Annotated in this window: 18 protein-coding genes; 6 read left to right on the plus strand and 12 right to left on the minus strand. The window is 70.2% G+C overall.

All coding sequences use genetic code 11. The annotated features are described in order from the left end of the window. Positions 1 to 18: 18 nt before the first annotated feature. A complete protein-coding gene (locus tag ASE14_RS17785) occupies positions 19 to 1,215 on the minus strand; it encodes a substrate-binding domain-containing protein (protein ID WP_056658312.1) in 1,197 nt (398 codons plus the stop codon). A 147-nt stretch (positions 1,216 to 1,362) separates the two neighbouring features. On the opposite strand from ASE14_RS17785, the gene ASE14_RS17790 reads away from it, so the two are divergent. Both ASE14_RS17790 and ASE14_RS17795 read left to right on the plus strand, forming a co-directional pair. Beyond that, entirely contained in the window at positions 1,363 to 2,547 is a 1,185-nt protein-coding gene (locus ASE14_RS17790; protein WP_056658315.1) for an acetyl-CoA C-acetyltransferase, read from the plus strand. A 91-nt stretch (positions 2,548 to 2,638) separates the two neighbouring features. Beyond that, complete coding sequence (locus ASE14_RS17795; protein WP_235511471.1) at positions 2,639 to 3,922, plus strand: low temperature requirement protein A; 1,284 nt, start codon at positions 2,639 to 2,641, stop codon at positions 3,920 to 3,922. Positions 3,923 to 3,976: 54 nt separating this feature from the next. On the opposite strand, the gene ASE14_RS17800 is transcribed toward ASE14_RS17795, so the two are convergent. The 6 genes from ASE14_RS17800 to ASE14_RS17825 all read right to left on the minus strand — a co-directional run bounded on the left by ASE14_RS17800 (position 3,977) and on the right by ASE14_RS17825 (position 9,630). Beyond that, positions 3,977 to 4,291 carry an SHOCT domain-containing protein gene (locus ASE14_RS17800; protein WP_056658318.1) on the minus strand — a complete coding sequence of 105 codons (315 nt, stop codon included), beginning with the start codon at positions 4,289 to 4,291 and terminating at the stop codon, positions 3,977 to 3,979. A gap of 129 nt (positions 4,292 to 4,420) precedes the next feature. Further along, the gene (locus ASE14_RS17805; protein WP_056658321.1) at positions 4,421 to 5,083 is read right to left on the minus strand and encodes a response regulator transcription factor; all 663 of its coding nucleotides are present in this window, start codon (positions 5,081 to 5,083) and stop codon (positions 4,421 to 4,423) included. Then, a complete protein-coding gene (locus ASE14_RS17810; protein ID WP_056658324.1) occupies positions 5,080 to 6,294 on the minus strand; it encodes a sensor histidine kinase in 1,215 nt (404 codons plus the stop codon). The genes ASE14_RS17805 and ASE14_RS17810 overlap by 4 nt, the downstream gene beginning before the upstream one ends. Positions 6,295 to 6,409: 115 nt before the next feature. Further along, positions 6,410 to 7,735: an RIP metalloprotease gene (locus tag ASE14_RS17815; protein WP_200953379.1), complete on the minus strand. Its 1,326-nt coding sequence runs from the start codon at positions 7,733 to 7,735 to the stop codon at positions 6,410 to 6,412. Between the two features lie 92 nt (positions 7,736 to 7,827). Then, positions 7,828 to 8,919: a 1-deoxy-D-xylulose-5-phosphate reductoisomerase gene (gene dxr / locus ASE14_RS17820; RefSeq protein ID WP_056658326.1), complete on the minus strand. Its 1,092-nt coding sequence runs from the start codon at positions 8,917 to 8,919 to the stop codon at positions 7,828 to 7,830. Between the two features lie 72 nt (positions 8,920 to 8,991). Further along, complete coding sequence (locus ASE14_RS17825) at positions 8,992 to 9,630, minus strand: 4'-phosphopantetheinyl transferase superfamily protein (protein WP_056658329.1); 639 nt, start codon at positions 9,628 to 9,630, stop codon at positions 8,992 to 8,994. A gap of 218 nt (positions 9,631 to 9,848) precedes the next feature. Here ASE14_RS17825 and ASE14_RS17830 point away from each other — a divergent pair, with 218 nt between their 5' ends. Together ASE14_RS17830 and ASE14_RS17835 are read left to right on the plus strand one after the other, a co-directional pair. Then, entirely contained in the window at positions 9,849 to 10,556 is a 708-nt protein-coding gene (locus ASE14_RS17830; protein ID WP_056659231.1) for a 1-acyl-sn-glycerol-3-phosphate acyltransferase, read from the plus strand. A 46-nt stretch (positions 10,557 to 10,602) separates the two neighbouring features. Then, positions 10,603 to 11,541 (plus strand): hypothetical protein, encoded by a 939-nt coding sequence (locus tag ASE14_RS17835; protein WP_056658332.1) that lies wholly within the window; start codon positions 10,603 to 10,605, stop codon positions 11,539 to 11,541. 12 nt (positions 11,542 to 11,553) lie between these two features. Here the strand turns inward: ASE14_RS17835 and ASE14_RS17840 are convergent, their stop codons facing one another. Beyond that, entirely contained in the window at positions 11,554 to 12,072 is a 519-nt protein-coding gene (locus ASE14_RS17840; RefSeq protein ID WP_369816507.1) for an OsmC family protein, read from the minus strand. A gap of 51 nt (positions 12,073 to 12,123) precedes the next feature. Between ASE14_RS17840 and gabT the strand changes: the two genes are divergently transcribed. Next, positions 12,124 to 13,500, plus strand: a complete 1,377-nt coding sequence (gene gabT, locus ASE14_RS17845; protein WP_056658334.1) for a 4-aminobutyrate--2-oxoglutarate transaminase — start codon at positions 12,124 to 12,126, stop codon at positions 13,498 to 13,500. A gap of 5 nt (positions 13,501 to 13,505) precedes the next feature. After that, positions 13,506 to 14,495 (plus strand): asparaginase, encoded by a 990-nt coding sequence (locus ASE14_RS17850; protein WP_157373079.1) that lies wholly within the window; start codon positions 13,506 to 13,508, stop codon positions 14,493 to 14,495. Between the two features lie 106 nt (positions 14,496 to 14,601). Here ASE14_RS17850 and ASE14_RS17855 read toward each other — a convergent pair whose 3' ends face one another. The 4 genes from ASE14_RS17855 to ASE14_RS17870 form a co-directional block, all read right to left on the minus strand. After that, on the minus strand, positions 14,602 to 15,396 hold the full coding sequence (locus ASE14_RS17855) for an ABC transporter permease (RefSeq protein WP_200953395.1): 795 nt from the start codon (positions 15,394 to 15,396) through the stop codon (positions 14,602 to 14,604). Between the two features lie 101 nt (positions 15,397 to 15,497). Next, positions 15,498 to 16,409, minus strand: a complete 912-nt coding sequence (locus tag ASE14_RS17860; RefSeq protein ID WP_056658338.1) for an ABC transporter permease — start codon at positions 16,407 to 16,409, stop codon at positions 15,498 to 15,500. Positions 16,410 to 16,411: 2 nt separating this feature from the next. After that, positions 16,412 to 17,617 (minus strand): ABC transporter ATP-binding protein, encoded by a 1,206-nt coding sequence (locus ASE14_RS17865; protein WP_369816508.1) that lies wholly within the window; start codon positions 17,615 to 17,617, stop codon positions 16,412 to 16,414. After that, positions 17,614 to 18,828, minus strand: coding sequence for a PotD/PotF family extracellular solute-binding protein (locus ASE14_RS17870; RefSeq protein ID WP_235511472.1), 1,215 nt, complete (start codon positions 18,826 to 18,828; stop codon positions 17,614 to 17,616). The genes ASE14_RS17865 and ASE14_RS17870 overlap by 4 nt, the downstream gene beginning before the upstream one ends. Between the last annotated feature and the right edge of the window lie 42 nt (positions 18,829 to 18,870).

An 18,870-nucleotide genomic window follows, 5' to 3' on the forward strand; every position in this document is an offset into this window, starting at 1 on the left:
GCGCGGCCGCCGCGCTGGTCACTTGCCGGCGACCGGTGGTGCGACCACTTCCGCGTCGACCGTGTCGACCAGCTCGGGCACCCAGCTCGTGCCGTCCTGCACGAGCTTCGCCTGATACATCTGCTGGATCATGGCGTGGTCGTCGGCGCGCACGGTGATCTCGCCCTTCACCGAGTCGAAGGTCCAGCCCTCGAGTGCGGCGATCATGCCGTCGACGGTGTCCCCGCCCTCGCGCACGGCCTGCACGATGAGCTGGGCGGTCACGAAGCCGTCGGGCGAGAACAGGTCGGGCGTTGTGCCCTCGGCCTCCATGTACTCGATCATCGCGGCCTCGGCGTCGGTTCCCGTCGCTCCCTCGAAGTAGTGGCTCAGGAACGAGATGTCGCTCGAGGCCTCGCCGAAGGCGCCGAAGGTGGCGACATCGCCGAGGCCGGTGACGACCGGCACCTGCTCGAACACGCCCTGCTGCTGGAGCGCGGTCCACATGGCACCGGACGATGCGCCGGCCCACGCCACGAAGACGAGGTCGGGCGCGCTGTCGATGATCTGCTGTGCGAACGGCGTGAACTCGGTGGCGTCCTCGGCGACGAGCACTCCCTCGACGTTGGCGCCCTGGCCGCCGAGCACGGCCTGCACGCCGGCGAGGTTGCCCTGGCCGAATGCGTTGTCCTGCGCGAAGACCACGACCTTCTGGCCTGCGGGGTCGCCGATGAAGGTGCCCGCTGTGGCGACGTCCTGGTAGGTCTGGCGACCCGATCGGAAGGTGTACTCGTTGACGCCGGTGATGGCGTCGGCAGCTGCGGCGCCGGAGATGTAGAGGACCTGGTTCTGCTCGGCCTGCTCGGCGAGCGCCGTCGCGATGCCGGATGCCGCAGTGCCGGCCAGAATCTGGTAGCCCTGCCCAATGAAGTCCTTCGCCTTCGAGACGGCGGTGTCGGGGTTGCCCTGGTCGTCGGCCCACTCGATCTGGAGTTCGCGACCGTCGACCATCCCGGTGCCGTCGGTCGCGTAGTCGAGGCCCGCCTCGAAGCCCGCGGTGTACGCGGCGACGTAACCGGCGAGCGGGCCGGTCTGGCTCGTGATCATCGCGATCTTCACGGGCTCGGCGGAATCCGTCGCCCCCGACTCTCCCGTGGCGGTCGGGGCGCACCCGACCAATGCAATCGTGGCGGCGGCGATGACGGCCGTCGCAAGATACTTCTTCGTAGCCCGCATGGATGTGTGCCTCTCAACGTTGAACGGCTGAATCTGGTGTGGATCGATGTGGTGCAATTCGCAAACCTGACAGCTGGTTCAGGTCTCAGGAAAGTACAATAGGCTCAGAGCAGCGCAGCTCGCAACCCGAACGAAGGAGTCCTGGAAATGAGCATCCCCGACGTCGTGATCATCGCGGGGGCACGCACCCCGTTCGCCCGCATCAACGGCAACCTCGCGGGCCGGACGGCGGTCGAGCTCGGCACCGTCGCGATCCGCGGCGCACTCGAGAAGGCCGGTGTCTCCCCCGACGACGTCGACGCCGTGCTCATGGGCCAGGTGCTCCAGGCCGGCGCCGGCCAGAACCCCGCGAAGCAGTCGGCCGTCGCGGCCGGCATCCCCTGGCGGGTGCCCGCCACCACGATCAACAAGGTCTGCCTGTCGGGCCTCGTCGCGATCACGGATGCCGCGCGGCTGATCCGTCTCGGCGAGGCATCCGTCGTCGTGGCCGGCGGCCAGGAGTCGATGACCAACGCCCCGCATCTGCTTCCCGGCTCCCGCCGCGGCCAGGCCTACGGATCGTGGGAGCTGCTCGACCACGCCGCGCACGACGGCCTCACCGACGCCTTCGATCGCGAATCGATGGGCGCCTCGACCGAGCGCTTCAACGGCCGCTACGGGATCACCCGCGACGCGCAGGACGAGATCGCTGCGGCATCCCATGTGCGCGCCGGTGCTGCGCAGGCCGATGGGCTCTTCGCCGACGAGATCGTGCCGGTCGAGATCCCGCAGCGCAAGGGCGACCCGGTGGTCGTCGCCGAAGACCAGGGCGTGCGACCCGACTCCACGGTCGACGTGCTCGCGAAGCTGCGACCGGCGTTCAGCGCAGAGGGATCGATCACGGCGGGCAACTCCTCGCCGCTCTCCGACGGCGCCGCCGCGGTCGTCGTGGCGAGCCGCGAGTGGGCCGAATCCCGCGGACTCCCCTGGCTCGCGCTCGTCGGCGCGGCCGGACAGGTCGCCGGCCCCGACAACTCGCTGCACGCCCAGCCGGCCAACGCCATCGCCGCCGCGCTCGAGAAGTCGGGCGGCACGGCCGCCGAACTCGACCTCATCGAGATCAACGAGGCGTTCGCAGCGGTCTCGCTCGAGTCCGCTCGCGAACTCGGCGTCTCCGCCGACATCGTCAACGTGCACGGCGGCGCGATCGCCCTCGGCCACCCGATCGGCGCATCAGGCGCGAGGCTCGCGCTGCACGCCGCGCTCGAGCTCTCCCGTCGAGACGGCGGCCGGGCCGCCGTCGCGCTCTGCGGCGGCGGTGGCCAGGGCGAGGCGCTGCTGCTCTCGCGCTGACGCCGACGCGAACCCGTCCTGCACGCCGGGCGACGCCTGTGGCAGCATGATGCCACCGGCGCCGCCCGCGCGCCGACGGGAGGGGCGCAGCATGGCCGATCGTCAGACGAGCGACACGGGCGCCGCGGCATCCGCTCACCCGCCGCTCGACCACCGGCTGCGGCGCATGGTGGGCCGTGATCCCGACGAGGCGCACCGCACCGCGACGCCGCTCGAGCTGCTCTTCGACCTGACCTTCGTCGTGGCGTTCAGCCAGGCCGGCACGCAGGCCGCGCACCTGCTCGAGCTCGGGCACTTCGCTCCAGCTGCCATCGGGTTCACGATCGCCGTCTTCGCCATCTGCCTCGCCTGGATCAACTACTCGTGGCTCGCCTCGGCGTACGACAACGACGACGTCTTCTTCCGCGTCGCGACGATGGTGCAGATGCTCGGGGTGCTCGTGCTGGCGCTCGGACTGCCGGACATGTTCCATTCGATCGACGAGGGCGAGCACCTCGACAACGGCGTGGTGGTCTCCGGCTACGTGATCATGCGGGTCGCGACCGTGGCGATGTGGTTGCGGGTCGCGCGCCACGACCCCGAGCACCGGCGCAGCGCGCTCGCGTACGCGACGGTCATCGGCGTCATCCAGGTCGGCTGGGTGACGACGATCTTCATCAACCCGTCGCTGCCCGTCATGCTCGGCCTCTTCGTGGTGCTCGGCACGCTCGAGCTGCTCGGCCCCTACGTGATCGAACGTCGCGTCGGCGCCACGCCCTGGCACGCGCACCACATCGCCGAGCGGTACGGCCTGCTCGTCATCATCACGCTCGGCGAGGTCGTGCTCGGCACGATCCTCGCGATCTCGGCCGTCGTCGAACAGCAGGGCTGGAGCGTCGAGGCGGCCCTCGTCGCCTTCGGCGGCACGGCACTCGCGTTCGGCATGTGGTGGGTCTACTTCACAATGCCGTCGGCGAAGGTGCTGCATCGGTTCCGACGACGAGCGTTCACATGGGGCTACGGCCACCTCGTGATCTTCGGCTCGATCGCCGCGACCGGTGCGGGGCTGCACGTCGCGGCGTTCGAGATCGCCGGGAAGGCGCACATCGGCGAGGTGGCGGCGCTGCTCACGGCGGTCGTGCCCGTCGGGATCTTCCTCGTGGCGCTGTTCACGATCTACTCGCTGCTGCTGCTCGAGTTCGACCGGTTCCACATCCTGCTGTTCGTGCTCAGCATGGCGGCGCTCGGCGTCGCGGTGCTCGCGGTCGTCGCCGGGGCGAGCATGGGCACGGGCATCGTGCTCACCGCTTGCGCGCCGCTCGTCGTGATCGTCGGCTACGAGGCCGTCGGGCACCGGCACCAGGCGGCGGCGCTGCACCGCGCGCTCGACAAGTAGCGGGCACGACGAACAGCGGGGCGGATGCCGCGGCATCCGCCCCTCGAAACGCGCTCAGGAGGCGTTCGGCCGGTTGGCGCGCAGCACCTCGAGGCGCGCGCGGTACTCGGTCTCGTCGATGTCGCCCTTGGCGAAGCGCTCGGAGAGGGTCGACTCGGCACTGCCCGTGCGCATCCACGGCGGGCCGTACGACCCGTCGGGGCCGCCGGCGTTCGCCCAGTAGCGACGGCGGCCCCGCGTGACCAGGAAGATGATCAGGCCGATGACGAGGAACCAGAAGATCGGGATGAGGAAGAAGACCCATCCGAACCCGGCCGCCCATGGGCCGGCGTGGGTGACCACAGAGGTGGTGGCGAGGGTGGCGAGCATGATGTTTCCCTTGATCGTGCGGCCTGCGGTTCAAGCCGTCGATCCGAGTCTCGCGAGCCGGACGTCTCCGCGAATCCGCCCGGCGGAGTCACTTCGACTGCTCCCCCGGGAGCATGCCGGGCGCCTCGGCTACTGCCACCCGGGCGCGACGAGCCCCGACTCGTAGGCGACGACCACGAGGTGCACGCGGTCGCGTGCGGCGAGCTTCGACATGATGCGCGAGACGTGCGTCTTCGCCGTGAGCGGGCTGAGCACGAGCCGTTCGGCGATCTCGTCGTTCGTGAGGCCGAGCCCCACGAGGCGCAGCACCTCGCGCTCCCGATCGGTGAGCGCCGCGAGCCGCGCTGCGTCGGGTGCGTCCCTGAGCCCCGTCGACACGCGTTCGAGCAGCCGCTTCGTGACGCCGGGCGAGAGCAGCGCATCGCCGCTCGCGACGACCCGTACGGCGCGGATGAGGTCGACCGGCTCCGTGTCCTTCACGAGGAACCCGCTCGCCCCCGCCCGCACCGCCCGCGCGACGTACTCGTCGAGCTCGAAGGTCGTCACGATGACGACGTGCACCCCCGCGAGCGCCGGATCGGCGGCGATCTGCTCGGTCGCCCAGAGTCCGTCGCCGTCGGGCATGCGGATGTCCATGAGCACGACGTCGACCGGCTCGCGGCGCACGAGCTCGAGCAGTTCGGCACCGGTGGACGCCTCGCCCACGACCTCGACGTCGTCTTCGGCCGCGAGCAGCGCGCGGAATCCGGCGCGCACGAGCACCTGGTCGTCGGCGAGCGCGACGCGGATCATGCGGTTCCTCCCCACGGCAGCCGCGCGGTGACGCGGGTCCCCCCGAGCGGCGAGGCGCCGAGTTCGACCGACCCGCCGAGCAGCGCGGCGCGCTCGCGCATGCCCAGGATGCCGCTGCCGTCGCCGTGGTCCGCGGCGTCGAACTCCTCGGCGTCGGCACCCGCGACGACGACCGGCCCGGCGCCGTCGTCATCGACCGTGAGCACGAACTCGTCGCCCTCGCGCTCGACCGTGACGACCGCCTGCGTGGCGCCGGCGTGGCGCACGACGTTGGTGAGCGCCTCCTGCGCGATGCGGTAGCCCGCGAACTGCACGGCACGGCGCGGCGACTCAGCGAGCCGGTCGACGAGGTGCGCGTCGAGTTCGGGCGAACGGATGCCGCGGACGAGCCTCGGCAGCTCGGCGAGCTCCGCCTGCGGCACGAGCGGCGCCTCGCCGTCGCGGATGACGCCGAGCACGGTGCGAACCTCGTCGAGTGCCGACTTCGAGGTCTCCTTGATGCTGGCGAGCGCGGTCCGGGCCTGTTCGGGATCGCGATCCATGAGGTGCAGGCCGACGCTCGCCTGCACGTTGATCTGCGACAGGGCGTGCCCGATGACGTCGTGCAGCTCCCTGGCGATGCGCACGCGCTCGCGCTCCTCGGCGCTCTGGCGGCGACGCATCGCCTCGGCACGGAAGGCGGAGGCACGCGCGCGGCGCACCCGCACGAACCATCCGATGCCGAAGCACACCGCGAGCACGAGCGTCGTGAACGCGATGCGGAACGGATGCCACGCCGTGCCGACCACCGAGGCCAGCACGATCGCCGCGATCCATGCCACGACGACGGAGGTGACCGCCCAGATGACCGCGCCGCGAGCGACGGCGAGCACGATCGCGAACGCCACGGCGATGTAGGGCGGCCCGAGATCGGGCGACAGCACGAGGTCGGCGAGCGCGGCGGCGGCGACCACCGCGACGGTCGGGCCCGGGTACCGCCTGGCGCCGAGCAGCGCGAGCGGGCCGGCTGCGGCGAGCGCGACCTGGGCGATGCCCGCGGCCCACCCCGCGTGCGTCCAGACCGCGATGCCGATCGCGGCCGGCACCTGCACGAGGAGACTGATGACGACCGGCGCGAAGAGCACGAACCCCGGCGGCGGCTGGAATCGTTCGGGGCGACCGCCCCACGACGTCTGCCACGGCGGCGGTCCGTCCCAGTTCTGCGACGGCATGCCCAGATCGTATCGCCGCCGTCGCCCACCGGAATCGACCCCGCGGAGACTCACTCGCTACTCCCTGCGGAGTACGAGCGGGTGCGTGCCGCGGTGCGGGCGATCAGGGGTGCGCTCAGAGGAGCTGCACCGGCTTGACGATGTCGGCGTAGATCAGGAGCGCGCTCATCGCACCGAACACGACGACGACCGCGAGGGTCACCGGCATGAGCTTCGCGAGGTCGACGGGGCCCGGATCGGGACGCCGGAACAGCTTGGCGAAGCCGCGACGGATGCCCTCCCAGAGCGCGCCGGCGATGTGACCGCCGTCGAGCGGGAGCAGCGGGATGAGGTTGAAGACGAAGAGCGCGATGTTCAGCGAGCCGAGGATGCCGATCATGGTGGCCGCCTTCGAGGCGATGGGGATCTCGTCGATCGTCGCGATCTCGCCGGCGAGCCGGCCGACGCCGACGACCGACATCGGGCCGTTCGGGTCGCGCTCCTCGGGTCCGAATGCGGCGTTGGCGACGTCGATGATGCGCTGCGGCAGGTTCAGGATGATTCCGGCGACGCCGGCCACGTTCTCGCCGACGGCGGGCAGCACGGCCGTCACCGGCTGCTGCACGATCACGGTCGCCGGGCCGATGCCGACGAACCCGGCCGGTTCGGTCAGCGGGGTGCCGGAGGCATCCTTCACGATCTCGCCCTCGTCGTCGAACACGTACCGCTCGCTCAGCATCGGGGTGACGTCGAGTTCGACGGTCTCGCCGTCGCGCTCGACGACGAACGCGACGGGCTCGTCGGGGTGCTCGCGGATGATCGCGGTCGATTCGTTCCACGACTCGATAGGTTCGCCCGCCACCGAGACGATGCGGTCGCCCGGCTCGATTCCGGCGGCGGCGCCGGGAGCGGCCGGGTCACCGGCCTCGCACGTCTGCCGTTCGCTCGTCGCGGGCAGGGCGCATGCGGAGACGGATCCGACGGTGGTCGAGGCCTGCGCGACGCCGAAGCCCATGAGCAGCACGCCGAAGAGCACGATCGCGAGCAGGAGGTTCATGAACGGCCCGCCGAACATGACGATGATGCGCTTCCACACCGGCAGCAGGTAGAACGCGCGGTGCTCGTCGCCGGGCGTGATCGACTCGGTGCTCGAATCGCGGGCGTCCTGCACCAGGTCGCGGAAGAACCCGGTGCTGTCGGCGTGCACGCGGTCGCCCTTGGCGGGCGGGAACATGCCGATCATCGAGATGTAGCCGCCGAGCGGAATTGCCTTCAGTCCGTACTCGGTCTCGCCCTTCCGGCGCGACCAGATGGTCGGGCCGAAGCCGATCATGTACTGGGTGACCTTGACGCCGAAGATCTTCGCGGGAACGAGGTGCCCGATCTCGTGCAGGCCGATCGACACGGCGAGGCCGATCACGATGATGACGACGCCGATGATGAAGGCGAGCACGGAATCCACGGCTGCAAGCGTAGTGCCGCTTGCTTCGAGTGCGCTGGCGGTCGGCTGTGAGCCCACCGGCGGAGTCGTGCGGCCGATGCCCGCCGCGCGCGTCAGGCCGAGATGCGCGCGATGCGCGCCTCGGCGGCACGCCGGGCACTGCGCTCGGCATCCGCGAGCGAGGCGACGGAGAGCACCGCGTCGGATGCCTCGTGGTGCTCGACGACGTCGCGCACGGTGTCGACGATGTCGAGGAAGCCGATGCGCCCCGCGTGGAACGCCGTGACCGCCTCCTCGTTGGCCGCGTTGAAGACGGCGGGGTACTCGCCGCCCGCGCGTCCGACCTGCTTGGCGAGCGCGACCGCGGGGAACGCCTCGCCGTCGAGCGGCTCGAACGTCCACTCCTGCGCGCGCGTCCAGTCGAGCGGCGTGCCGACGGCGGCGACCCGGTGCGGCCAGTCGAGGCCGAGCGAGATCGGCAGGCGCATGTCGGGCGGCGAGGCCTGCGCGATCGTCGAGCCGTCGACGAACTCGACCATCGAGTGCACGATCGACTGGGGGTGCACGACGACGTCGATGCGGTCGTACTCGACGTCGAAGAGCAGGTGCGCCTCGATCACCTCGAGTCCCTTGTTGACGAGCGTCGCCGAGTTGGTCGTCACGACGAGGCCCATGTCCCACGTCGGGTGCGCGAGCGCCTCGGCCGGCGTGACCGCCGTCAGCTCGTCGCGTCGGCGGCCGCGGAACGGGCCGCCAGAGGCCGTCAGCACGAGCCGGCGCACCTCGTCGTCGGTGCCGGATCGCAGCGCCTGCGCGAGCGCCGAGTGCTCGGAGTCGACGGGCACGATCTGGCCGGGCTGCGCGATGCGGGTCACGAGGTCGCCGCCCACGATGAGCGACTCCTTGTTGGCGAGGGCGAGGGTCGTGCCGCGTTGGAGCGTCGCGAGCGTCGGCCCGAGCCCGACGGAGCCGGTGATGCCGTTCAGCACGACGTCGGCGTCGACGTCGCGCACGAGCTGCTCGGCCTCCTCGATGCCGACCGCCGTGTGCTCGACGCCGAACTCGGCGGCCTGCGCCTCGAGGAGCGAACGATTGGACCCGACGGCGAGCCCGACGACGTCGAAGCGTCTGGGATTCGCTCTGATGACGTCGAGGGCCTGGGTGCCGATCGAACCGGATGAGCCGAGGATGATGACGGAGCGCACGTCCCCACTGTATCCGGAGCGCGCAGCGGCCTGTCGTGGGGCGGGCGCAACGACGGCTGGCGCCTCAGGCGGCTAGGAGAGCACGGCCACCGATGCGGCCCGGCTTCCGGGCACCTCGACGTCGTGGAAGCGGATGCCGCGCCATCCGGACCCGAACTCGGGCGGGCTCACCTCGATGCGGCCGACCCCGTCGTCGTCGCTCGGCATGCTGAGCGCCAGCCGGGACGGTTCGATGAAGTCGGTGTGGCCGACCGCGCGCAGCAGCGCGGACTTGCGCGCCCACAGCGTGGCCCGGGCGATCGCCCGGGCGGCGGGGTCGAAGCGGTCGAGCGCGGTGCGCTCGCTCGCGTGGAACGCCGCCTCGTCGATCACGGCCCCGCTCTCGAGTGCCGCCGACTCGACGCCGACGCCGACCGGATGCCTCGTGGCCGCCGCACTCACGATGACGTCGCCCGCGACCGCGACGTCGGCGTACCACGGAGCGCCCGACGGCGTCAGGGGGTAGGCGACCGAAGGCCGGCCGTGTCGCGCCCCGCACTCGACGCAATCGTGCACGAGCTCGACATCGTCGGCGGGCACACCGGTCGAGTGCGCCAGCAGTCCCCGCAGCACGGTGTCAGCGGCGGGACCGCGGCGCCCGCGCATCACCACCACGATGCGCACGCCGGAGGCCTCGAGCTCGATGAGCTCGCCTTCGGCTGCGACGTCCATGTCCCCATCCTCTCGCACCGGCATGCTCCCACCAGTGCGGAAGCGCCCGACTCGCGGGCGGATCGGATATGCCGCGGCGTGCATGTCGTCGCGCGTAGGGTCGAACGGTGACAGAGATCGAAGGCGATGCCGTGCCCGCTCCGGTCCGGAGAGGCGGGTCGGTTCCTGCTCCGGTCCAGGGAGGCGGGGCGTTTCCTGCCCCGGTCCGGCAGGGTCCGCTGTATCGGATCGTCCGAGGCTTCCTCCGCCCGCTCGTGCGCCTCATCTACCGGCCGACGATCACGGGGGCCGAGCACGTGCCCATGCGAGGACCCGTCATCCTCGCCTCGAACCACCTCTCGTTCGTCGACAGCATCGTGATCCCGCTCGCGTCTCCGCGACCCGTGCAGTTCCTCGCCAAGTCGAGCTACTTCACCGGCACGGGCTTCTCGGGCTGGGTCTCGCGCACCTTCTTCGGGGCCATCGGCGCCGTCGCCGTCGAGCGCGGGGCGGGCTCGCAGGCCCAGGAGGCCCTCGACGCCGGGCGGCGCATCCTCGAGGCCGGCAACGCCTTCGCCCTCTACCCCGAGGGAACGCGATCGCTCGACGGACGCCTCTACCGCGGCCGCACCGGCGTGGCGTGGCTCGCGCTGACGACGGGCGCCACGGTCGTCCCGGTCGGCCTCATCGGCACCGAGGAGATCCAGCCCGTCGGCGCGAAGCTGCCCCGAGTGCGTCCGGTCACGGTGCGATTCGGCCAGCCGCTCGACCTCAGCCGCCACGGTCAGGCGACCTCCGGTCGTGCTCGTCGTGCAGCGACCGACGAGATCATGGCGGCGATCCACGCGCTCAGCGAGCAGGAGCTCGCGGGCGTGTACAACGAGACGCCGCCGCAGGGCGCACTCGCCAAGCTCGCCGACCGGGTCGTGCCGCGCGAGCGGATCTGACCGGATTCCCAGCCTCTCCCGGCCTCATCCCGGTATCGTCAGTCCGATGCGCCCTGCCTCGATCATCAGCCGCGTCGCCGCGACAGTGGCCGTCGTGCTCGCGCTCGCGGCGTGCAGCGGCCCCGGCGACGTGCAACGGGCCGCCGCCCCGAGCGCCGACGCGGCCGCCGTCGTCGATCTGCCGATCCCGCCCGCCACGGAGTTCGACCCCGGGCACATCGTGAGCGACGACGCGTTCTACGACAGCAGCGCGATGAGCGAAGCGGAGATCCAGCAGTTCTTCGAGGGCCTCGACTGCCGCCCGAAGGACGGAGTGCCGTGCCTCGCCGACTACTCGCAGAGCACGACGACGCAGGCCGCCGCCGGCCCGGGGCACTGCGCCGAGTACCGCGGCGGCGTCCGCGAGCGCGCGAGCCGCATCGTGTCGAAGGTCGCCGTGGCGTGCGGCGTGAGCCCGAAGACCCTGCTCGTCCTGCTCCAGAAGGAGCAGTCGCTGCTCACCCGGCCGAGCGAATCGGGGTACCTCCGTGCGACAGGCTACGCCTGCCCCGACACGGCCGACTGCGATGCGAAGTACTTCGGCTTCTTCAACCAGGTGTACAACGCCGCCTGGCAGTTCCGGCAGTACACCGAGCAGCCCGACCGCGCCTACCGCGTCGGCGCCGTCGACGTGCAGTTCCATCCGGATGCCGCGTGCGGCACGTCGTCCGTCGCCATCGCCAACCAGGCCACGGCGAATCTCTACAACTACACGCCGTACCAGCCGAACCCGGCCGCAGTGGCCGACCCCGAGGTCGGCGACGGCTGCTCGGCGTTCGGCAACCTGAACTTCTGGCGGCTCTGGCACCGCTGGTTCGGCGACCCCGAGGCCGAGCGCTACCCCGGTTTCCTGCCGCCCTGCAGCAGGCTCGTGGGCGGCCATGCGTGCCCGATCCCCGAGGCGACGCTGCCGGCCGCGCCGCCGCTCCGGCTGACCGCCGACTGACGCCGCCGAGACTCAATCGGCGCGGGCCGCCACGATGGTGGCCGGCTCGTGTCGCACCGGGAAGGCGACGGACGCGGCGATGAAGCATTTCTCGGCCGCCTCGGCGTGGATCCTGCGGGCGAGTTCGAGCATCGAGGCATCCGCCACCTCGACCTGCGGCCGCAGGACGGCCTCGACGAATGCGCCGCCGCCGCGGCCGTCCTCGCGCATGAGCCCGACGGCCCGATCGGTGTAGCCGCGCACGACCACGCCGTGCTTCGTGGCGACGTGCAGGTACGACAGCATGTGGCACTCGCTGAGGGCGGCGAGCAGCAGCTCCTCGGGGTTCCACCGTTCGCGGTCCCCGTGGAACACGCGATCGCTCGAGCCGGCGATCTCGTGCAGCTTGCCCTCGGTGCGGACGACGTGCTGGCGGCCGTAGTCCCGGTAGCCGGACGTGCCCGTTCCGCGGTCGCCCTGCCACTCGACCTCGATCTCGTAGCGGTGTTCCCCGAGCATCTTGCCTCCGATCGCGCGCGCGGCTCGCGCCATCCGATTCTGCACCCGATTCCGGTCTCGGCGCGGCGATAGGGTGGAGGCACCATGACTGATACCCGCATCGACGCCCAGACAGCCGCCGCCCCGGTCTACACCGTGCCGCAGGAGCGCAAGATCGTGACCGCCGTTCCCGGTCCGAAGTCGCAGGAGCTGCAGGCCCGACGATCGAAGGTCGTCTCGGCCGGTGTCTCCTCCGCCCTGCCCGTCTACATCGAGCGCGCGAACGGCGCGATCCTCGTCGACGTCGACGGCAACCGGTTCGTCGACTTCGGCGCCGGCATCGGCGTGACCACGATCGGCCACACCGAGCAGCGCGTCGTCGCGGCTGCGGCCGACCAGCTGCAGGACGTCATCCACACGCTCTTCACGATCACCCCCTACGAGGAGTACGTGCGCGTCGCCGAGCTGCTCGCCGAACACACCCCGGGCAACTGGGAGAAGAAGAGCGTGCTCGTCAACTCGGGCGCGGAGGCCGTCGAGAACGGCGTGAAGATCGCCCGCAAGCACACCGGCCGTCGCGCCGTCGCGGTGCTCGACCACGCGTATCACGGCCGCACGAACCTCACGATGGCGATGAACTACAAGGCGATGCCGTACGCGACCGGGTTCGGCCCGCTCGCCGGCGACGTGTACCACGCACCGAACTCGTACCCCTATCGCGACGGGCTGTCGGGCGAAGACGCCGCCGCCCGCACGATCGCCTACCTCGAGAAGGTCGTCGGGGCGAGCGACCTCGCCTGCCTCGTCGTCGAGCCCATCCAGGGCGAAGGCGGGTTCATGGTTCCCGCCGACGGGTTCCTGCCGACCCTGCAGGCGTGGTGCACCGAGAACGGCGTCGTCATGATCGCCGACGAGATCCAGTCGGGCATGGCCCGCACCGGTCGCTATTACGCCAGCGAGCACTTCGGCTGGGAGCCCGACCTCGTGCTCTCGGCGAAGGGCATTGCGGGCGGCCTCCCCCTCGCCGCGGTCACCGGCCGTTCCGAGATCATGGATTCCGCCCAGCCCGGCGGCCTCGGCGGCACCTTCGGCGGCAACCCCGTCGCGTGCGCCGCGGCGATCGCCGTGTTCGAGTCGATCGAGGAGCACGACCTCCTCGCCGAGGCGCAGCGCATCGAGGCGACCTTCCGCGCCGGCCTCGAGAAGCTCGCCGAGCGCTACGACGTGATCGGCGAGATCCGCGGCAAGGGCGCGATGATCGCCATCGAGCTCGTGCAGCCCGGCACCGCTGCGACCACGAAGGCCCCGAACGCCGAAGCCGTCACCGCGATCGTCGCGTACGCGGCCCAGCAGGGCGTGCTCTTCCTCAACGCAGGCACCTACGGCAACGTGCTGCGCTTCCTGCCGAGTCTGGCGGTGAGCGACGCGCTCATCGAAGACGGGCTCACCGTGCTCGACGACGCCCTCGCCTCGCTCGGATAGTGCAGGTGACCGGCACATTCTCAGTCACTGACTCCGTCGAACTCGCCGTGGTCGAGCGTAGTGGTTTCATCGAGTCCCGGCACGCGGGTTCCGCCGTCGTGCTCTCCCCCGAAGGCGAGGTGCTGCGCGCCCTCGGCGACGTGGTCACCCCGATCTTCCCCCGGTCCTGCCTGAAGCCGTTCCAGGCCGTCGCGGTCATGACCTCGGGGGTCACCCTCCGCGGTGAAGACGCGGCGATCGCCACCGCGAGCCACTCCGGCACCGCCGCGCATGTCGCGCTCGTGCGTCGCCTGCTCGAGCGGGAGTCGCTGCCCGAGTCGGCGCTCGGCTGCCCGCCGGCTGCTCCGTCCGACCAGGTGGCGCGTGAACAGCTCATCCGCTCGGGCGGCCAGCGCGAGCGGGTCTACATGAACTGCTCGGGCAAGCACTCGGCGATGCTCCTCGCGTGCGTCGCGAACGAGTGGCCGCTCGAGGGCTACCTCGACGTCGATCATCCCCTGCAGAAGCGCGTGCTCGACGTCATCGAGCGGTTCACGGGCGAGCGCCCCGCGGCGACCGCGATCGACGGCTGCGGCGCACCCGTGCACGCGATCAGCCTCGGCGGACTCGCGCGCGGCATCCAGAAGATCACGACGGCGGCGGCCGGTTCGCCGTTCGCGCTGTACCGTGAGGCCGCGGCGCTCACCGAGGCGGTACGGGAGCACGCATGGGCGGTCGGCGGACCCGGCCAGCCCGACACCGTCGCCGTCGAGCGGCTCGGCGTCTTCGCGAAGGTCGGCGCCGAAGGCGTCATGGTCATGACCGCGCCCGACGGCACGACGGTCGCCCTCAAGGTGCTCGACGGCTCCTCGCGCGCCTCGACGATCATCGCGCTGCGCCTGCTCGCGCAGTCGGGCGCGATCGACCACGAGGCGATCGACGCCGTGCAGACCGAACTCGATCTCTGGGTCATGGGCGGCGAACAGCGCGTCGGGGCGATCCGCGCCACGATCTGATCCGACTCGAGCGGCGACCGCGCCGTGCAGGCACAACGATGACGGATGCCGCAGCGGGATCATTCCCGCTGCGGCATCCGCTGCTCGCGCTACCCGCCGGTTCGGGTCAGCCGAGTTTCGCGAGCCGTTTCGCTCGCGCCGTGCGCGAGACCTGGGCGACGATCACGAGCACGAGCGCGAAGAGGAACACCGCCGACGCGATGACGTTCGCCTCGGCCGGGATGCCGCGCGACGCCGAGATGTAGATGTACTTCGGGAAGGTCGAGACGGCGCCCGAGTTGAAGTTCGTGATGATGAAGTCGTCGAAGCTCAGCGCGAACGACAGCAGCGCCGCCGCGACGATGCCGGGCAGCAGCAGCGGGAACGTCACCCGCCAGAACACCTGCGACGGCGAGCCGTAGAGGTCTCGGCCCGCCTCTTCGAGGGCGGGGTCGAGACTCGCGACGCGGGCCTTGACCGTCACCACGACGAAGCTGATGCAGAACATCGTGTGCGCCAGGATGATCGTCGTCATGTCCTTCGCCACGCCGACGGCGAGGAACTGGGCCGCGAGCCCGGCGCCGAGCACGACCTCGGGCGTCGCCATCGGCAGGAACAGCAGAAGGCTGATCGCACCGCGGGCCCGGAACCGGTAGCGCACGAGCGCGATCGCGATCATCGTGCCGAGCACCGTCGCGATGACGGTCGCGGCGACGCCGATGATGATGCTGTTGCCGAACGCCTCGCACACGGCACCGCCCTCGACCGTGCACACGTTCAGCCACTTGTCGAGCGTGAACCCGCGCCAGGCGATGTTCGACTTGATCGAGTCGTTGAACGAGAACACGAAGGTGTAGACGATGGGGATGAGCAGGAACACGAACGCGATGATCGTGTAGGCCGGCAGCAGCCAATCGCCCAGCCCGAGGCGACGCGGACGGACCCGGCCTCCGGGGCGGCGCGACTCCAGCTCCTGGCTCTCGTCGAATCCGCCGAGGACGGCGGCCGCTTGGACTTCTCCGCTCACAGCAGGTCCTCCGTTCCGGATCGCTTGACGTAGATGCCGACGATCACGAGGATCGCGGCCATGAGGATGATCGAGAGCGCCGCGGCCGCCGGATAGTTCAGCAGCACGAGGAAGTTCGCCTCGATCACGTTGCCCATCATCTGCGTGTCGGGCCCGCCCAGGAAGTCCCGGCTCGCGTTCACGTAGTCTCCTGCGGCGGGGATGAACGTGAGCAGGGTGCCGGCGACGATACCCGGCATCGACAGCGGGATGGTGACCTTGCGGAAGACCGTGAACGGGTTCGCGTAGAGGTCGCTGCCCGCCTCGAGGTAGCGCAGGTCGAGTCGCTCGAGCGTCGTGTACAGCGGCAGCGTCATGAACGGGATGAAGTTGTAGGTGAGGCCGAAGATCACCGCGAACGGGGTCCCCGTGAAGTGCGCGTCGGGTGCCATGAGCGAGAGCGCCTTCAACGAGGTGATGATGAACGACTCGTCCGAGAGCAACTGCTTCCACGCCAGCGTGCGCAGCAGGAAGCTGATGAAGAACGGGGCGATCACGAGCACGAGCATGAGCGCCTGCAGCATCGGCCACCGCCGCGCCTTCACGCCGATGAAGTAGGCGAGCGGATAGCTGAAGAGCAGCGCGAACACCGTGGCCGCGAGCGCGTACCCGAAGGAGCGCACGATGTGCGGCCAGTAATCGCTCATGACAGTGACGTAGTTCTGCCAGTTGAACGCGTACTCGTATTGGCCGATGTCGCCGAATTCGGCCGGCGCCTGCAGCGAGGTGAGCAGGAGCGAGATGAGCGGCGTGACGAAGAACAGCACGAGGTAGAGCAGCCCGGGAAGCAGCAGGAACAGGGCGATCCTGCTGCGCTTCCTCGGCGCCTGCGGCACGACCTCCGCGGTCTGGAATGCGGCGAAGGCCATGATCAGCCCTCCTCGAGCTCCGCGACGAGAGCCTCTCGGCGTTGCGCGGCGATCGAGGTCGTGTCGTCATCGGCGGCGAAGCGACCTTCGGTCTCCGGTACGTCGTCGAGGCCGAAGCCGTGCTCGACGGGCCACGAGATCCAGACCTCTGCGCCCTCGCCGACGACCGGACCCGCCCCGGTGTTCTGCGCGAACACGGTGACGGTGCCGACTCCGGGAACCGAGACGATGTACTGCGTGCTCACCCCCGAGAACGACGCGTCGATGACCCGGCCGGGCCCCAGCGTGTTGTGCTCGGATGCCTCGGCCGGCGCCTCCCGGAGGAGGGTGACCTTCTCCGGTCGGACGCCGACGGTGACCCGCCCCTGGTGCCGCTGCGCCCGTGCCGTCGGCACGACCACGCGTGCGCCGCCGATGTCGACGGTGATCGCGGCATCCGTGGCACCGGAGACGTCGCCGGTGAACAGGTTCGACTGGCCGAGGAAGTTCGCGACGAACGAGGTGCGCGGCAGCTCGTACAGTTCGGCCGGGGCTCCCATCTGCTCGATCGCGCCCTTGTTCATGACCGCGACGGTGTCGGCCATGGTCATGGCCTCCTCCTGGTCGTGCGTGACGTGCAGGAAGGTGAGCCCGACCTCCTCTTGGATGGTCTTCAGCTCGAGCTGCATCTGTCGGCGCAGCTTCAGGTCGAGTGCGCCGAGGGGCTCGTCGAGGAGGAGGAGCGCCGGTCGGTTCACGATCGCCCGTGCGAGGGCGACGCGCTGCTGCTGGCCGCCCGACAGCTGCGCGGGGCGGCGCTGGGCGAGATGATCGAGCTCGACGAGACGCAGCGCCTCGTGCGCCCGGCCGAGCGCGTCGCCGATGCGGCGGCGCTTGAGCCCGAATGCCACGTTCTCGAGCACCGACATGTGCGGGAAGAGCGCGTAGCTCTGGAACACCGTGTTGACGGGGCGCTCGTGCGCCTTCGTTCCCGTGACGTCCCGCCCGCCGATCAGGATCCGGCCGTTCGTCGGTTCCTCGAGCCCTGCGACGAGTCGCAGGGTCGTGGTCTTGCCGCAGCCCGACGGGCCGAGCAGGGCGAAGAACGAACCGGCGGGGATCGTGAGGTCGAGCTCTTCGATCGCCGTGAAGCCGGGGAACCGCTTCTGGATGCCGACGAGCTCGAGATCAGCGCCGCGTTCGGCGAACTCGCGTACCGACACGCTCACGCTCCCAGGAGGATGCTCTGGAACTGCGCCTGGTACTTCTGCTCCTCGGCGCCGTTGAGTGAACGGAAGATGTGCGCGTTCGAGAGCGTCTCTTCATTGGGGAAGATGAGCTGGTTCTCTGCGAGCTCGGGGTCGATCGCGATGGCGGCCTCCTTCGCGCCGACGACCGGCGTGATGAAGTTCACCCACGCCGCCACCTCGGCGGCGACCTCGGGCTCGTAGTAGTAGTTCATGAGGGTCTCTGCGTTCGTCTTGCGCGGCGAACCGATCGGAACGACGAAGTTGTCGTTCCACAGCGTGCCGCCCTCGGTCGGGATCGCGAACTCCCACTTGTCGCCGGCTTCGGCGTTGATCACAGTGATGTCGCCCGACCAGCAGATCGCGGCGAGCGTGTCTTCGCTCTTGAGGTCTTCGAGGTAGGAGTTGCCCTTGATGTTGCGCACCTGACCGGACTCGACCTGCTCGCGGAGCACCTCGATGGCGGCGTCGAACTCCTCGTCGCCCCAGTCCCCGGCGATGTCGACGCCGTTCTGCAGCATGATGAGGCCCATCGTGTCGCGCATCTCGGAGAGCACGCCGACACGGCCCTTGAGCTCGGAGTTCCAGAGGTCTTCGACCGATGCGATCCCGCCGGGGATCGCCTCCTTGTTCCAGCAGATGCCGGCGAAGCCGCCCTGCCAGGGCAGCGAGTTGGTGCGCCCCTTGTCGAAGTCGGGGTCGCGCAGGGCGGGGTTGAGGTTCACGATGTTCGGGATGTTGTCGTGGTTGAGCTTCTGCGTGTAGCCGAAGCGGATCCAGCGGTCGGCCATCCAGTCGGTGAGCACCGAGGTGTCCGCGCCGATGTCCTGGCCGAGGGCGAGCTGGTCCTTGACCTTGCCGTAGTAGGTGTTGTTGTCGTCGACGGCGACCTCGTAGTTGACCGCGATGCCGGTCTCTTCGGTGAAGCGCTCGAGCGTGGGGTAGGCGCCGCTGTCGTCTTCGTCGATGTAGGCCGCCCAGTTGGCCCAGTTCACCGTCTTGTCGGTGGCCGACTTGTCGGCGGCGGGCGTGGGCTTGCCCTGTGCTCCACCGGTGGAGCAGGCGGCGAGTGTCAAGGCGGTCGCTCCGGCCCCTGCACCCGCGAGGAGTGTGCGCCGATTCAGCTGCACTTGACGAGCTTGGGCGATGAGCGCTCGCATCATCGGATCCTGGGGAAGGGGACGTTGGCTCACGGGGGACTCCGTTTCAATTGCTGCAGTGCAAGGGTGGGAAGA

Origin of the sequence: Agromyces sp. Root81 (genome assembly GCF_001429165.1) — a bacterium.
Lineage (GTDB): Bacteria > Actinomycetota > Actinomycetes > Actinomycetales > Microbacteriaceae > Agromyces.

What these genes read in the sequence shown, in the direction of transcription:
- ASE14_RS17785 (WP_056658312.1), bottom strand. Translation starts at nt 1,215, where the DNA reads ATGCGGGCTACGAAGAAGTATCTTGCGACGGCCGTCATCGCCGCCGCC.
- ASE14_RS17790 (WP_056658315.1), top strand. Translation starts at nt 1,363, where the DNA reads ATGAGCATCCCCGACGTCGTGATCATCGCGGGGGCACGCACCCCGTTC.
- ASE14_RS17795 (WP_235511471.1), top strand. Translation starts at nt 2,639, where the DNA reads ATGGCCGATCGTCAGACGAGCGACACGGGCGCCGCGGCATCCGCTCAC.
- ASE14_RS17800 (WP_056658318.1), bottom strand. Translation starts at nt 4,291, where the DNA reads ATGCTCGCCACCCTCGCCACCACCTCTGTGGTCACCCACGCCGGCCCA.
- ASE14_RS17805 (WP_056658321.1), bottom strand. Translation starts at nt 5,083, where the DNA reads ATGATCCGCGTCGCGCTCGCCGACGACCAGGTGCTCGTGCGCGCCGGA.
- ASE14_RS17810 (WP_056658324.1), bottom strand. Translation starts at nt 6,294, where the DNA reads ATGCCGTCGCAGAACTGGGACGGACCGCCGCCGTGGCAGACGTCGTGG.
- ASE14_RS17825 (WP_056658329.1), bottom strand. Translation starts at nt 9,630, where the DNA reads ATGGACGTCGCAGCCGAAGGCGAGCTCATCGAGCTCGAGGCCTCCGGC.
- ASE14_RS17835 (WP_056658332.1), top strand. Translation starts at nt 10,603, where the DNA reads ATGCGCCCTGCCTCGATCATCAGCCGCGTCGCCGCGACAGTGGCCGTC.
- ASE14_RS17840 (WP_369816507.1), bottom strand. Translation starts at nt 12,072, where the DNA reads ATGGCGCGAGCCGCGCGCGCGATCGGAGGCAAGATGCTCGGGGAACAC.
- gabT (WP_056658334.1), top strand. Translation starts at nt 12,124, where the DNA reads ATGACTGATACCCGCATCGACGCCCAGACAGCCGCCGCCCCGGTCTAC.
- ASE14_RS17860 (WP_056658338.1), bottom strand. Translation starts at nt 16,409, where the DNA reads ATGGCCTTCGCCGCATTCCAGACCGCGGAGGTCGTGCCGCAGGCGCCG.